This window comes from Mesorhizobium sp. M0968 (genome assembly GCF_040319065.1).
Classification (GTDB): Bacteria; Pseudomonadota; Alphaproteobacteria; order Rhizobiales; family Rhizobiaceae; genus Mesorhizobium.
In genome coordinates, this window is record NZ_JAMYNL010000004.1 from 150,011 (window position 1) to 164,699 (window position 14,689).

Consider the following 14,689-nt stretch of genomic DNA (forward strand, 5'->3'; position numbering starts at 1 on the left):
CAGAATCGAAGGGGATCAAAGGGCGTTGGTGGTTTCGGGATCGAACCAGCGGATGCGATCGGGTTTGGGCGAAAGCCGCAAGTGATCGCCGACGGCGACCGTGGCATTCGATTCGAGGATGGCGCGGAACAGGCCGCCCTCGACGCCGCAGGTGACCAGCGTGTGCGGTCCGAGCGGCTCGACAACGCGCACGGTGGCGTTAATACCTTCGTTGCCGGCGTCTACATCCTCGGGGCGAATGGCGAATTCTATCGTCTGCTTGTCCGATTTGGGGCCGGGCAGCGTCAGCCCGGCGACGGTCCAACTGCCGTCGGCCGTCTTCGTCGCCGGGATGAAATTCATCGGCGGGTTGCCGATGAAGGAGCCGACGAAGCGGGCCGCCGGATTGCGGTAGACCTCTACCGGCGAGGCGGCCTGGACGATACGGCCCTGATGCATGACGGCGATGCGGTCGGCAAGGCTCATCGCCTCGACCTGGTCGTGGGTAACGTAGATGGTGGTGGTCTTGGACGCCGCGAGCACACCTTTGAGCTCGGCGCGCATTTCGAGCCGCAGCAGCGCGTCCAGGTTGGACAGCGGCTCGTCCATCAAGATCACGTCAGGCTCCATCGCCAGGGCGCGGGCCACAGCCACGCGTTGGCGCTGACCGCCGGAAAGCTGGCCCGAATAGCGCTTCAAAAGCTGTTCGATATGCATTAGCTCGGCGGTGCGGTTGACGCGCCCGTCGACCTCCTGCTGCGGCAGCTTCTTCATGCGCAGGCCGAAGGCGATATTCTCGAATACCGTCAGGTGCGGAAACACGGCGTAATTCTGGAACACCATAGCGATGCCGCGTTCGCGCGGCGGCAGATGGTCGACGCGACGGCCGCCGATCCAGACCTCGCCCTGGCTTGGCGTTTCCAGCCCGGCGACGATCCTCAGCAGCGTGGTCTTGCCGCAACCCGAGGCGCCGAGCAGCACCATGAATTCCTGGTCGGCGATGGTCAGGTCGATCGAATGCAGCGCGGTGAAGCCGCCGAAACGTTTTGCCACCTGCTTGATGACGATCTCAGCCATCGGCGTTCTCTTTTGTGCGCGTCATCGATTGGCGATCCCCCACATGGCGAACAGATATTTGCGGACGGCAAAAATGAAGATCAGTGCCGGGATAACCAAGGCAGCACCGCCGGTGAATTTGAGGTAGAGCGGCGATTCGCCAAGGCTCTGCAGCAGGAAGGCGGTCAGCGTCCGGTTCTCGATGGTGAGCACGGCGGCGGCAAACACCTCGTTCCAGGAGATGGTGAAGGCAAACACCGCGGACGCCGCGATGCCCGGCAGCGCCAGCGGCAGAATGACTTTTCGGAATGCCTGCAATCTCGTGCAGCCGAGCGTCCAGGCCGCCTCCTCCAACTCGACGGGAATGCCGGAGAACAGCGAGAAGGTGATCAGCACCGCAAACGGCAGCGCCAGCGTGGTGTGGACCAGCGCCAGCCCGATCGCGGTGTCGTCGAGGCCGGTGCGGATGAACATCACCGCCAGCGGCAGCGCCAGCAGCGGCAGCGGGAAGGCGCGGGTCATCAGCACGAGGAAACGGAACGTTTCCTTGCCTGGGAAATCGAAGCGCGACAGTGCGTAGCCCGCGGGTGCGCCGAAGCCGATCGAGAGGAGCATCGTCAGCGTGGCGACGAGAACGGAGTTCCACAGCGCCTTGGCGACGCCGGCGAAATTGATGAAGAAAGAAAGGCTGCCGAAATCGAATGACGGGAAGAAGCGCTTGGGAAAGGCGGTCACCTCTTCCGGCGACGACAGCGCGTTGACGATCAACAGATAGATCGGCAGCAGCACCCAGACGCAAAGCAGGATGACCGTTGCGACCAGCAACCAGTTGCCGGCTTTGCGGGCCTCAGGCGCGGCGATCGAGACCTCCGCGACAGTGCTCATATCCGCGCCTCCTTCGGCACACGCAGCACACGCAGGAAGAACAGTGTGAAACCGATCGAGATGGCGAGGATGAACAGCGCCATGGCGGCGGCGACATTGTGGTCCTGCAGCGTGAACTGCCAATTGTAGGTCTCGCCCATCAGCACCGGCAGATTGGTGCCGCCGAGTGCTGCAACCACGGCAAAGACCTCAAAGGCAAGGATGACGCGCAGGATGATCGCCGTCTGCAGGCTTGGGCGCAGCAGAGGCAGCGTGATCTTGATGAAGCGCTTCCACGGGCTAGCGCCAAAAACCTCCGCCGCCTCGTAGTATTCCCGGGGGATCAGCCCCATGCCGGCGACCAGAATGACCATCATGATGGCGGTCGCGCGCCAGATCTCGGCCAGCGCCACGGCGATGAAGATCGTCAGCTTGCTCTGGTAGCCGAGGAACATGACCGGGCTGTCGATGACGCCGAGATTGGAGAGCAAGGTGTTCAGGAAGCCGGACTGGTCGAAGATGGCGAGCCAGATCAGCCCGGCGGCCAGATCGGAGATGCCGAGCGGAATGGCGAAGATATAAAGCGCGGCGCTGCGTCCCGTTTCGAGCCGCGACACCGCGGTTGCCATCAGCAGTGCCATAACCAACTGAATCGGCACGACGACGACGCTCAGCAGTAGCGTATTGCGGACAGTGACCGGAAACTTCCAGCTGCCCGCCATGGTGCGGAAATTGTCGAGCGTAAAGCCGCCGTCGCGGGTGAACGCCTCGAAGGCGACCAACACGAACGGGTAGAGGAAGAAGACGCAGAGGAACAGCGTCGCCGGTGTCAGCAGCAGATAGGGCAGGGCCTTGCTGTGCATGGAGCGCTCTCTATTCGAAGCTTCAAAAGGGGTGGGCGCCCGGCGCGCTGGAAATCCGGACGCCCGGGAGGATTCTTAATCGACCGGGCAGGCGCCTTGCGAGGGCTTGTCGGGCGCCCAGCACGGCGCCTTCGCCTGTTCGATGATCGCTTTCAGCGCCGTCGCCTGTTCGTCGAGCACGCCGTGCACATCCTCGCCGCCGAGCACGATGCGCTCGAAGCTGTCGGTGTAGATCTGATTGAACTTGCCGCCGAGGCCGCCAAGTCCCATCGGCAGCAGCGCCGGCAACGCATCGGGAGCTCCGGTCATGGTGGCGATCACTGGGCTGAAGGCCTTCACCGAGGCCGGCATGTCGTCGGGCAGCTTGACGTCGACGATCGGGAAGAAGTTTGTCGCCTTCAGCGTCGCGATCTGGGTTTCCGGTTTCAGCATATAGGCGACCAGCGCCTTGGCCTTGTCCATGTCAGGCGAGGTCTTCGGGATAGCGACACCGGCCACCACCGGCATGTAGCCGCGGCCTGCCGGGCCAGCCGGCGCCGGGAAGGCGACAAACTCGTCGGGTTTCTGGTTGAAGGCGTCGGCGAGGCGCGCCACGTGATCGAATGCCACCCAGACTTCGCCGGTCAGCAGCGGCTCCTGCATGAAGGCATAGTTGGTCGAATTCGGGTTGGTGTATTGCCACAAGTCCTTGAGCTTATTCCACGCCGTCTCGGCCTCCGCCGAGCGGAACTTCGTCACCATTGAGCCGGTATACGATGGAAGGAGAAAACCCTCGAAGAAACGGTGCTTCAGCCCTTTCGGGCCGGCCGGAAAACCGAATTTGGGCGAACCGGTCTTTTCAGCGATGTTTTTCGCCCACTCGATCAGTTGGTCATAAGTGATGGTGTTGAGATCGGTGCCGGCCGGCAGATATTGCAGCGCCTGTTTGTTGGCCGCCATCAGAAAGGTGGCCTGCATCCATGGCAGGTACTTCTGCTCGCCGGTGCCGAGCATGCCGAGCTTCTTGTAGGTCTCGTTGACCGTGACGCCACCGAGATCGACGCCAGAGAGATCGACAAGGTTCGCGCCGACGGTGGAGAAGTCTCCGTGCAGGCCGCCGAGCACGCCTATGGTGCCGGCGCCGGCCTGCAGTTCGGCCTGAAGGCGGGTGAGCCAGGGCCCGTCCTCGGCGACCTGATAGTCGACCTGGCCGTCAAACCCCTTCAGCACTTCGCTGCGCATCTTCTGCGTCTCTTCCACTGGTCGCGCCTGTGTCGACCAGAACAACACCTGCTGGGCTTGTGCTGCGCCGGCAGCAAGCGACAACGCCAGCACCGCACCTGCCAATGTCCTCAACGCATTCATCGTCGTCTTCCTCCCTGGTTGTGCGCCGCTAAGGCGTCAGTTCCGTCCTGTGGGTGCCGGGCCATGGCTTGCCCGCGAGACAAGTGTCGGCCGGACCAGCCGCGTCAGTGGCGCGTCCGGCCTGTCGCCGATGACGGTCAGCAGCATCTCGCCGATCTCGCGCGCGCACCGGCGGATCGAGGCGTCGAAAGTGGTCAGCCCCGGCGGCGCATAGGCGGAGGCGGCTATGTTGTCGAAGCCGATCACCGAAAGGTCTCGAGGAATGGCAAGTCCGGCGCGCCCCGCCTCTTCCATCACAGTCAGCGCCAGCTCGTCGAACAGTGCGACAATCGCCGTCGGCCGCTCGGTGGCGTGCAGAAGCCGGTTGATTGCCTGGATGCGGGCACCGCGATCGAAACGCGGCGCCGTCGCCACATCGAGGCTGACGGACGGATCGCCCCGGCGGGCGATCGCGGCGGCGAGCCCGTCCTGTCTGAGATGGCGAAATGTCATCGGCTCGGAAATCGTCACCAGGCCGAAATGGCGGTGTCCGAGATCGTAGAGCATGTCGAAGGCCTCGCCGAATGCGTGCGCGCCATCGGTATCGAGCCAATGGTAGGCAAAGTCGCCGTCGAGCAGCCGGCCATGCGCGACGAACGGGAAATTGCGCTGGCGCAGATAGGCAAGCCGCTCGTCGACCTCGGCGATGCGGGTGACGACGACCCCGTCGGCGCGGCCCGATTCGACGACATGGCGAAGCACGGAAAGTTCCGACTGGCCCTGCGCCGCTGCGGCCAGGATCAGGTCGGAGCCGTGCGAAACCAGCCCTTCGCCGAGCCCTGTGACGAATTCACCGAGGAAGGAGTCGACCAGATTGGGGCCGCGGATCGGAAGCACCATGCCGACAAAGCCGCTGCGGCCGGAGACCAGCGTGCGGGCTGCGGTGTTCGGCACATAGCCGGCCTGGCGCGCGGCCTCGGTGACACGTTGGCGCGTTTTCAAGGCGATCTGCTCGTGGCCGGCAAGGGCGCGCGAAACGGTCGTGATCGACAGGCCGAGCTGCGCAGCAAGTTCCTTGAGGGTCGTAACGCGGGCCGGCATCGTTCCTCCCGAACGAAGTTTGAAACGTTTGTAATGCGTCCAATTCAAATTGCAAACGTTTTAAATGCGCATGGTCGGTGTTGTTTCTTGCCCGTTGGTTAGCGCGGCCCAATTCGGCCCCGCCCGGCAAGCTCCTGGCCGGAGATTTAAACGCAGCGGTTGCTTGACTCGGGCGACGCCTTGTGAAAAATTTTGCAGCAACTGATAAAAATATCAAAGGGCGGAAATGGTTGGTTTTGGCAACGGCCTGCTGCGCGACGATGAGACCGGCATGGCAGCCCGTGCCGCCTGGCTTCACTATGCCGGCGGCCTGACCCAGTCGGAGGTCGCCAAACGGCTTGGCCTGACCAGTCTCAAGGCGCATCGCCTGATCACCAAGGCCAATCAGGAAGGCCTGGTCAAAGTCTACATCGACGGCGAAGTCTCCGAATGCGTGGAGCTTGAGGATGAGTTGTCCGGCCGGTACGGCCTCGACTACTGCGAGGTGGTTCCGGACTTCGATGCCGAAGACCTGCCGCTCAAGGCGCTCGGCATTGCTGGCGCGCAGTTTCTCAAGCGCGAGATCGAACGCGGCGAGGAGGCGCTGATCGGCGTCGGCCACGGCCGCACGCTTGCCGCCTGCGTCGAATATCTGCCGCGCATATCGGCGGGCAGGATCCGTTTCGTTTCGCTGCTTGGCGGCCTGACGCGCAAGTTCTCCGCCAATCCGCATGACGTCATCCACCGTGTCGCCGAACGCACCGGCGCGGAGGCCTATGTGATGCCCGTACCGATGTTCGCCAACACGGTCGAGGATCGAACAGTGTTGCTCGGGCAGAAAGGCGTCAGCGATGTCTTCGACCTCGCCAAGTCCGCCGACTTGCTCATCGCCGGCATCGGCACCGCCGAACGTGAGGCCTCGCTTGTCGCCACCGGCATGATCGAGAAGGGCGAGATGGAGGAGATCCGCCGCAACGGCGGTGTCGGCGAACTGCTCGGCCATTTCTTCGACGATGCCGGAAAGGCCGTTGCGACGACGCTTTCCGACCGGGCGCTGGCACTGGCGCGCGAAGACATCAGCAACCGCAGGATTGTCGCCGTCGCCGGCGGCAAGGTGAAGGTTCGCGCCATCAAGTCGGTGCTGGAGGGCCGTTATCTCAAAGGCTTGATAACCGACGAGCGGACGGCGCGATCGCTCGTGGAACAGACGCCGGTCGGGTAGCCGGCAACCATTTCGTTGAAACTACCCTGTGGAGGAGAAGAGAAATGCATGAGAAAGAGAAAGACCTCATCGACGCATTCCTGCGTGGACAAGTCGACCGCCGTGGGCTGATCAAGGGCCTCGGTGCAATGGGCCTTGCCGCCAGCACCGCCGGCACACTGCTCAATTTCGGGCAGACCCGCGCCCTGGCGGCTGATTTCGACTGGCAGGCGCATAAGGGCAAGACCATCAAGCTGCTGCTCAACAAGCATCCTTACGCCGATGCGATGATTGCCAACCTCGACAATTTCAAGAAGCTGACCGGCATGGAAGTCGTCTATGACGTGTTCCCCGAAGACGTCTATTTCGACAAGGTTACCGCCGCGCTGTCGGCCAGCTCGCCCGAATACGATGCCTTCATGACCGGCGCCTACATGACCTGGACCTACGGTCCGGCCGGCTGGATCACCGACCTCAACGAATGGATCAAGGATCCGGCCAAGACCAACCCGAAATATGCCTGGGACGACTTCCTGCCGGGCGTCAAGAACTCCTGCGCCTGGAACGGCCAGCCGGGCGGCGCGCTCGGTTCGGCGGACGCCAAGCAATGGTGCATTCCGTGGGGCTTCGAGCAGAACAACATCACCTACAACAAGGGCATGTTCGACAAGGTCGGCGTCAGCGTTCCCGGCAATATGGATGAGATGGTCGCTACGGCGGCGAAGCTCACCAAGGACGTCGGCGGTGGCGTCTACGGCATCGGCGTGCGCGGCTCGCGCTCCTGGGCAACGATCCACCCGGGCTTCCTGTCGGCCTACGCCAATTTCGACCAGAAGGACCTGAACGTCTCGGCTGACGGCAAGCTGTCGGCTGCTATGAACACCGCCGAATCCAAGGCTTTCCACAAGCAGTGGGTCCAGATGATCCAGGAGAGCGGTCCGAAGGACTGGTCGACCTACACCTGGTACCAGGTCGGCACCGATCTCGGTGCAGGTGCTTCGGCGATGATTTACGACGCCGACATCCTTGGCTACTTCATGAATGGCGGCGACAACAAGATGGCCGGCAAGCTCGCCTTTTCGGCATTCAAGGCCAATCCTGCCGCCAAGGCGCCGACGCCCAATATCTGGATCTGGTCGCTGTCGATGTCCAACTTCTCCAAGGACAAGGACGCCACCTGGTACTTCATGCAATGGGCATCCGGACCCGAGCATGCATTGTTCGGTGCGACCAAGATGGACTTCGTCAATCCGGTTCGTCAGTCGGTCTGGAACGACGAGATGTTCCGCGAGAAGCTGAACAAGAGCTATCCGGGTTATGTCGAGATGTTCGACGTCTCGGCGCCGGGCGCCAGCATCAAGTTCACCCCGCAGCCGCTGTTCTTTGATCTCACCACCGAATGGGCGGCGACGCTGCAGAAGATGGTGGCCAAGGAAGTGCCGGTCGACGAGGGCCTCGACAAGCTGGCCGAGAGCATCAACAGCCAGCTCAAGGAAGCCGGGCTCGGCTAAGCCGCGGCCAAGGCTGGCCCGTCCGCGGGCCAGCCTTTGAGATGTGATACGTTTGCGACGCGGTCCCGAAAGGTGCCGCCTGCTCGCCCGACCGGCCGCCTTGCTCCCTTGGGCGGCCGGGACGGCGAAGCAACAGGATGACGGAGCAGCCGATGACTGCGGCGACAATACAAAGAAACAGGCCGTCGGGCTTCAGGATCAGCAAGCGGGTGCTGCCCTATCTCCTCAGCCTGCCGGCTCTGCTGGTCTGCATCGGCATCCTGATCCCGTTCCTGACGTCGGTGGTCTATTCGTTCCAGCGCTACCGGTTGAGCCAACCCTGGGCGCGGCAGTTCAACTGGGGCGACAACTATATCTCCTTCTTCACCGACCCGAAGTTCTGGAACACGCTGGAGATCTCGCTGCTCTACGCCGGCATCACCGTTGTGCTTGAACTGCTTCTCGGTCTCGGCATCGCCATGCTGCTGCAAAAGCGCTCGACGCTGAACAACTTCATCTCGATCATGCTGCTGATGCCGCTGATGACGGCGCCGGCGCTCGCCGCGCTGATGTGGAAGCTGATGACCAATCCCGGTTTCGGCGTGCTCAGCTATCTCGCCAGCCTGATCGGGTTGCAGGATTTCCGCTGGGCCTCGTCTCCGTCGACGGCGCTGCTCACCGTCGTGCTCGTCGACATTTGGGTCTACACCCCCTTCATCATGATCCTGCTGCTTGCAGGCCTGCGCAGCCTGCCGACGCAGCCCTTCGAGGCGGCAGCACTCGACGGCGTGCCACGCAGCTTCGTCTTCTTCCGCATCACACTGCCGATGCTGACCCCCTACATCCTGACGGCGACCCTGTTCCGCCTGCTTGATTCCATCCAGCAGTTCGACATCATCTACGCCATGACGCAGGGCGGTCCGGGCGACACGCTGACCGTGTTCCAGGTCGAGGCCTATCTCAATTTCTTCCAGTCGACCAATGTCGGCCGCTCGGCGGCACTGATGATCATCCTGTGGGCGATCACCTATTTCCTCTCGAACATTTTCATCAAGAACTGGCTGCGGCTGCGCGAACGCGCTCGCGGCCAGGCATAGGAGGCTGGCGTGGAACACACCTCGCTTCTCGAACGCATCCTGCGCGGCATTGCCCTGGCGCTGGTCGTGATCTTCTTCATGTTCCCGATCGTCTGGATCCTGATGATGTCGTTCCAGACCAACGAAACAATCCTGCGGATTCCGCCGCAGCTTGTCTTCGAGCCGACGCTCGCCAACTACACTGCCTTGATCACCGGCAAGCTGATGACGGCGGCCGGCACGCTCGACATCGCCTTCATGCGCAACCTCTGGAATTCCGTCTTCCTGTCGGTCACCTCGGTTGCCGTCGCGTTGCTGCTCGGCGTTCCGGCGGCCTACGCCTTTGCGCGGCACAAATTCCGCGGCTCGGAGGACATTGCCTTTACGCTGCTGTCGTTCCGGTTCGCGCCGGCGCTGCTGGTGCTCCTGCCGCTCACCCTCTATTTCCAGAAGCTCGGGCTGGCCAACACCTATATCGGGCTGATCTGGGTCTATCAGTTGATCTGCCTGCCGTTGATCCTGTGGATCGTGCGCGGCTATTTCGAGGACATTCCCGCCGACATCGAATACGCCTACCGCATTGCCGGACATTCCTGGTTTGCCACCTTCCGCAAGATCGCGCTGCCGCTCGCCGGCCCAGGCATCGCCGCTGCCGGTCTGCTCGCCTTCATCTTTGCCTGGAACAATTTCGTTTTTGCGCTGGTGCTCGCCTCGGCCGACAAGCAGCCGGTGACGGTCGGCGCGCTCGCCTTCATCACCTCCTCGGGCATCCAGTATGGCCAGATCTCGGCGGCGATCGTGCTGTCGATCACGCCAACGCTGGCGCTCGCGCTCTATGCGCAACGCTATCTCGTCGAAGGCCTGTCGCTTGGCGCGGTGAAAGGATAGTCCGATGGCAAGCCTCGAACTGCGAAACATCGTCAAGCGCTATAAAAGCCAGACTGTTCTCGACAATCTGTCGCTGACCGTCGCCGACGGCGAAACGCTGGTCCTGTTCGGGCCGTCCGGCGCCGGCAAGACCGTGCTGCTGCGGCTGGTGGCCGGCGTCATCGACCCCGACGAGGGAAAGATACTCATCGGCGGCGAGGACATGACCGATCTCGACGCCGAGTTCCGCGGCGTCGGCATGGCATTTCAGAACTTCGCGCTGTTCCCGCATATGACGGCGTTCGATAACATTGCGACGCCGCTGCAGGCGAAGCACTCATCGCAAGGCACGATAAAGACCGGCGTCGAGAGCGTCGCCAAGCTGTTGAAAATCGGCCATGTGCTCAGCCACAAGCCGCGGGCGCTGTCCAATGGCCAGAAGCAACGCACCGCGCTTGCCCGCGCCCTGGTCGGGTCGCCGCCGCTGCTGCTGCTCGATGATCCCTTGCGCAACGTCGATGCCAAGTTGCGGTTCGAAATGCGGCTGGAATTGCCAAGACTGCTGGCGGATCGTGGCGCGACCGTCATCTACGTGACCCAGGACTACAAGGAAGCGATGGCGCTCGGCGACCGCATCGCGGTGATGTCGCAGGGCGTCGTCAAACAGCTCGGCACGCCCGAGCAGATCTATCGCGAGCCGGCCAATGTCGAGATTGCCCGGCTGTTCGGCGACCCGACCATCAACCTTCTGGATGTCAAGCCGGCGCGGGACGCCAAGGGCATCTATGTCGGCCTGTCCAACGTCCAGGTCCATCTTGCCGGCGCTCATGAGGCGGCGGTCGGCCGCGACTGCGTGATCGGTTTGCGGCCGGAGGCGCTGGCGTTTGTCGATGAACGCACGCTCGGCGCCATCCCGGTGACGGTCGAGGCTGAGACGCCGCTCAACGAGAAGATCGTCACGCTGGTGCGCACCGTGCGCGGCCGTGAAATTCTGGTTTCGCGTCCTTCCGGGACACCGGGCCAATCCGAGGGCAAGGTCTACATTGCCGTCGACAGTAAAAGCGCCCTTTTGTTCGATCGCACAAGCGGCGAGCGCATCGGCTCGAAAAACGTCGTCAATTTGCGCAGCGGAGAAGCGGCATGAGCCCGACCGCAATCACCATTTCGGGCGTCGACAAGTTCTACGGTCCGATTGACCGTGGCGTACACGCCGTCAAGAACCTGACGATGGAAATCGTCAAGGGCGAGATCGTGGCGCTGCTCGGCTCCTCCGGCTGCGGCAAGACCTCGACATTGCGCATGATCGCAGGCTTCGAAGAGGTCTCGCGCGGCGCCATCGCGGTTGCCGGCCGCAAAGTGCACATGCTGCCGCCGGTCAGGCGCAACGTCGCAATGGCCTTCGAGGGCTATTCGCTCTACCCGCCGCTGACCGTGCGCGAGAACATGGCCTTCGCCCTCAAGGCCGCCAGGCTGGCGAAGAGTGCGGTCGATGCAAAGGTTGCCAACATCGCCAAGCTGCTCGAGATCGAGGACATTCTCGAGCGCTATCCGAGCTCGATCTCCGGCGGCCAGCAGCAGCGCGCCAGCCTTGGCCGGGCGCTGATCCGCGAGGCCGACCTGCATCTGCTGGACGAGCCGATGGGCCAGCTCGAGCCGCAGCTTCGCGCCGTGCTGCGCGGCCGGATCAAGCATTTCATCAAGGAGCGCGGCCTGACCGCGATCCTGGTCACCCACGACCAGACCGAGGCCAACGCGCTTGCCGACCGCATTGCCGTCATGGAGGGCGGCGTGCTGCAGCAGTTCGATACGCCTGACAGGCTCAAGGAGCGGCCGGCAAACCTGTTCACCGGCACGTTCGTTGGCGAGCCGCCGATGAATGTCTTCGAGGCCTATGTCGGCACGGCTGCCGGCAAGATCAGTCTCAAGCTGCCCGACGGGCTTTCGCTCGACTACGACAAGGATGCGTTCAGCGGCCCGGTTCGCGACGAATTGCTCAACCGGCAGCGCGTCGTCATCGGCGTCAGGCCCTATGCGGTCCGCCGCTCGAAGGATGGTGTGCCGGCGACGGTTTCGGCCAATCAATGGCTCGGCGACCAGACCCATATCGCCGCCGATTTCGCCGGCGGTTCGCTGGTCCTGGTCGAACATGACCGAACCCGCTTGGAGCTTGGCGCGCCGATCAAGATCAGCATCGATCCGAAAAACCTTCACGTCTTCGATCAGGCGAGCGGCAATGCCATTTCGCACGGCACGGAGCTGGCTTGATGCAGGATGTGCTGATCGGCATCGACGCCGGCACGTCTGTCATAAAATCCGTCGCCTTTGACACGGCGGGCAGGCAGATCGCGTCCGCCGCGCTGCCCAATAAATACGAGACACTGCCGGGCGGCGGCGCCGAGCAGGACCTGACACGCACCTGGGCCGATACCGCGACGACCTTGCGCGAGCTTGCCGACAAGGTGCCGGATCTCGCCAGCCGGACCATTGCCATCGCCGTGACCGGGCAGGGCGACGGTACCTGGCTGATTGACAAGGATGGCGAGCCGGTTGCCAAGGGCTGGCTGTGGCTCGACGCGCGCGCTGCCGCGGTCGTCGAGGAGATCCGCGCGCGGCCGGAGGACCGGCTGCGCTTCGAAAAGACCGGCAGCGGGCTCGCTGCCTGCCAGCAGGGATCGCAGTTCGTGTTCATGAAGCGCCACATGCCCGCGATGCTTGCCAATGCAGCGACGGCGTTCCACTGCAAGGACTGGCTCTATTTCAAGTTGACCGGCCACCGCGCCACCGACCCGTCCGAGGGCACCTTCACCTTCGGCGACTTCCGCACGCGCGGCTATTGCGATGATGTGCTCGAGGTACTCGGCGTCACCGATCTCCGGCATCTGTTGCCGCCCATCGTCGATGGCACAAGGCAAAGCACCTCGCTGTCGGTGGCAGCAGCCGATGCGACTGGCCTGCTCGCCGGCACACCGGTCGTTCTGGCCTATGTCGATGTCGCCTGCACGGCGCTCGGTGCCGGCCTGTTCGATCGCGAACGCAAGCCGGGATGCTCGATCATCGGCTCCACCGGAATGCATATGCGGCTTGCCGAAACGCCGGACGAGGTTCTGCTCAACGAGGCTGCAACCGGCTACACGATGACGATGCCGGCACCCGGCGTCTTTGCGCAGATGCAGTCGAACATGGCGGCAACGCTCAATATCGACTGGGTCCTTGGCCTCGCCTCCGGCATTCTCGCCTCGCAAGGTATTACGCGGACCAATGGCGAGATGATCGCGCTGGTCGACCAGTGGATATCGTCGTCCGAGCCAGGCTCGCTGCTCTACCAGCCCTATGTCTCGGAGGCCGGCGAGCGCGGGCCGTTCGTCGATGCCAATGCCAGGGCCGGCTTCATCGGCATTTCGTCCAGGCACGGCTATGCCGACATGGTCCGCGCGGTGTTCGAGGGGCTGGCTTTCGCGGCACGCGATTGCTACGCCGCCATGGGGCCACTGCCCAAGGAAATCCGCCTGACCGGCGGAGCGGCCAGGAGCCCGGCTCTGCGCAAGATCCTGGGTGCTGCGGTCGGAGCCGACATTCGCACCAGCGAGCGCGAGGAGGCCGGTGCTGCGGGCGCCGCAATGATTGCTGCGGTCTGCGTCGGCCAATACGCATCAATGGACGATTGCGTCAGCGAATGGGTCACGCCTTTGCTCCGTACGGCCGAACCCAGCGATCGGAAACTCGCCGCTGCCTATGAGGCGATGGCTCCGTCCTACACATTGGCGCATGAGGCGCTGCGGCCGGTCTGGCACTCGATCGCCGCGTCCAGGCAAACCGACGTGAATTGAGAAGAGCATGCCCAAGAAAATTGCGATCATCGGCGACCGCTTCATGCTTCCGGAAGTGTTTCGCGAGAAAATCGAGGCGGCCTGCGGCGACAATCTCGACATCCGCAGCATTGAGACCGCTTGGCCCGACGAGCCGATGCAATTCGGCAATGCCGCGCTTGGTCTGGACAAGGTCAAGGAGTATTTCGGCGATCCCGACGAGGTGGTGGATTTCATCGGCGACGCCGAAATCTTCGTCACCCAGCTTGCGCCGCTCTCCGAAAGCATGATGCAGCGCCTGCCCACGCTCAAGCTGGTTGCGGTCTCGCGCGGCGGACCGATCAACATCGACATGGCCGCCGCCAAGGCCCACGGCATCATCGTGGTCAATGTGCCCGGCCGCAACGCCAGCGCCGTGGCCGAGTTCACCATCGGCGCCATTCTCGCTGAAACGCGGCTGATCCGCGTCGGTCACGAAGCCTTGCGCAAGGGCGAATGGCGCGGCGATCTCTACCGCGCCGATCGCACCGGCCGCGAGCTCAACGAAATGACCGTCGGTGTCATCGGCTACGGCAATATCGGCACCAGGCTGGTTCGCCTGCTGCGCGCCTTCGGCTGCCGCATCCTGGTTTGCGATCCCTATGTGCAATTGAGCGCCGAGGACCGCAATGCCGGCGTCGAACTGGTTGCGCTGGACGATCTGCTGTCGCGCTCCGATGTGGTCACGCTGCATTCCCGGGTCACCGAGGAGACGCGCGGCCTGATCGGCAAGAACGCCATCGCCCGGATGAAACCCGGCGTAATCTTCGTCAATACCGCGCGCGGACCGCTGGTCGACTACGATGCGCTCTACGAGGCGCTCGTCTCGGGGCAGATCGGCAGCGCTATGCTGGAGACGTTCGCCGTCGAGCCGGTGCCTGCCGACTGGCCGCTGTTGCAACTGCCGAACGTGACGCTGACGCCGCATATCGCCGGCGCGTCGGTACGCACCGTGACCTACGCGGCCGAGCAGGCGGCCGAGGAAGTGCGCCGCTACATCGCCGGGCTGCCTCCGGTCAATCCATGCTGACGACAGGGCATAGAG

13 protein-coding genes are annotated in these 14,689 nt (G+C 63.3%); 8 read left to right on the forward strand and 5 right to left on the reverse strand.

Annotation, left to right across the window (positions count from 1 at the left end; translation table 11 throughout):
- Positions 1–15: 15 nt before the first annotated feature.
- From NKH67_RS08685 to NKH67_RS08705, 5 genes are all read right to left on the reverse strand, one after another.
- A complete protein-coding gene (locus tag NKH67_RS08685; RefSeq protein ID WP_352542239.1) occupies positions 16–1,056 on the reverse strand; it encodes an ABC transporter ATP-binding protein in 1,041 nt (346 codons plus the stop codon).
- A gap of 21 nt (positions 1,057–1,077) precedes the next feature.
- Positions 1,078–1,920: a carbohydrate ABC transporter permease gene (locus tag NKH67_RS08690; protein WP_353030582.1), complete on the reverse strand. Its 843-nt coding sequence runs from the start codon at positions 1,918–1,920 to the stop codon at positions 1,078–1,080.
- Positions 1,917–2,762, reverse strand: a complete 846-nt coding sequence (locus NKH67_RS08695) for a carbohydrate ABC transporter permease (protein WP_352472253.1) — start codon at positions 2,760–2,762, stop codon at positions 1,917–1,919. The genes NKH67_RS08690 and NKH67_RS08695 overlap by 4 nt, the downstream gene beginning before the upstream one ends.
- Positions 2,763–2,837: 75 nt before the next feature.
- On the reverse strand, positions 2,838–4,106 hold the full coding sequence (locus NKH67_RS08700; RefSeq protein ID WP_353030584.1) for an ABC transporter substrate-binding protein: 1,269 nt from the start codon (positions 4,104–4,106) through the stop codon (positions 2,838–2,840).
- A gap of 36 nt (positions 4,107–4,142) precedes the next feature.
- A complete protein-coding gene (locus NKH67_RS08705) occupies positions 4,143–5,186 on the reverse strand; it encodes a LacI family DNA-binding transcriptional regulator (protein WP_353030586.1) in 1,044 nt (347 codons plus the stop codon).
- A gap of 226 nt (positions 5,187–5,412) precedes the next feature.
- On the opposite strand from NKH67_RS08705, the gene NKH67_RS08710 reads away from it, so the two are divergent.
- The 8 genes from NKH67_RS08710 (at position 5,413) to NKH67_RS08745 (ending at position 14,674) form a co-directional block, all read left to right on the forward strand.
- Complete coding sequence (locus NKH67_RS08710) at positions 5,413–6,387, forward strand: sugar-binding transcriptional regulator (RefSeq protein ID WP_023676028.1); 975 nt, start codon at positions 5,413–5,415, stop codon at positions 6,385–6,387.
- A 44-nt stretch (positions 6,388–6,431) separates the two neighbouring features.
- Positions 6,432–7,877 (forward strand): ABC transporter substrate-binding protein, encoded by a 1,446-nt coding sequence (locus NKH67_RS08715; RefSeq protein ID WP_023676027.1) that lies wholly within the window; start codon positions 6,432–6,434, stop codon positions 7,875–7,877.
- A 152-nt stretch (positions 7,878–8,029) separates the two neighbouring features.
- Entirely contained in the window at positions 8,030–8,953 is a 924-nt protein-coding gene (locus NKH67_RS08720) for a carbohydrate ABC transporter permease (protein ID WP_352452414.1), read from the forward strand.
- 9 nt (positions 8,954–8,962) lie between these two features.
- On the forward strand, positions 8,963–9,820 hold the full coding sequence (locus NKH67_RS08725) for a carbohydrate ABC transporter permease (RefSeq protein WP_023676025.1): 858 nt from the start codon (positions 8,963–8,965) through the stop codon (positions 9,818–9,820).
- Between the two features lie 4 nt (positions 9,821–9,824).
- Positions 9,825–10,943 (forward strand): ABC transporter ATP-binding protein, encoded by a 1,119-nt coding sequence (locus NKH67_RS08730; RefSeq protein ID WP_352502996.1) that lies wholly within the window; start codon positions 9,825–9,827, stop codon positions 10,941–10,943.
- A complete protein-coding gene (locus NKH67_RS08735; RefSeq protein ID WP_352680995.1) occupies positions 10,940–12,064 on the forward strand; it encodes an ABC transporter ATP-binding protein in 1,125 nt (374 codons plus the stop codon). Before NKH67_RS08730 ends, NKH67_RS08735 begins: the two co-directional genes overlap by 4 nt.
- Entirely contained in the window at positions 12,064–13,626 is a 1,563-nt protein-coding gene (locus NKH67_RS08740; RefSeq protein ID WP_353030588.1) for an FGGY-family carbohydrate kinase, read from the forward strand. Before NKH67_RS08735 ends, NKH67_RS08740 begins: the two co-directional genes overlap by 1 nt.
- Before the next feature lie 7 nt (positions 13,627–13,633).
- Positions 13,634–14,674, forward strand: coding sequence for a 2-hydroxyacid dehydrogenase (locus NKH67_RS08745; RefSeq protein ID WP_352978598.1), 1,041 nt, complete (start codon positions 13,634–13,636; stop codon positions 14,672–14,674).
- The last annotated feature ends 15 nt before the right edge of the window (positions 14,675–14,689 follow it).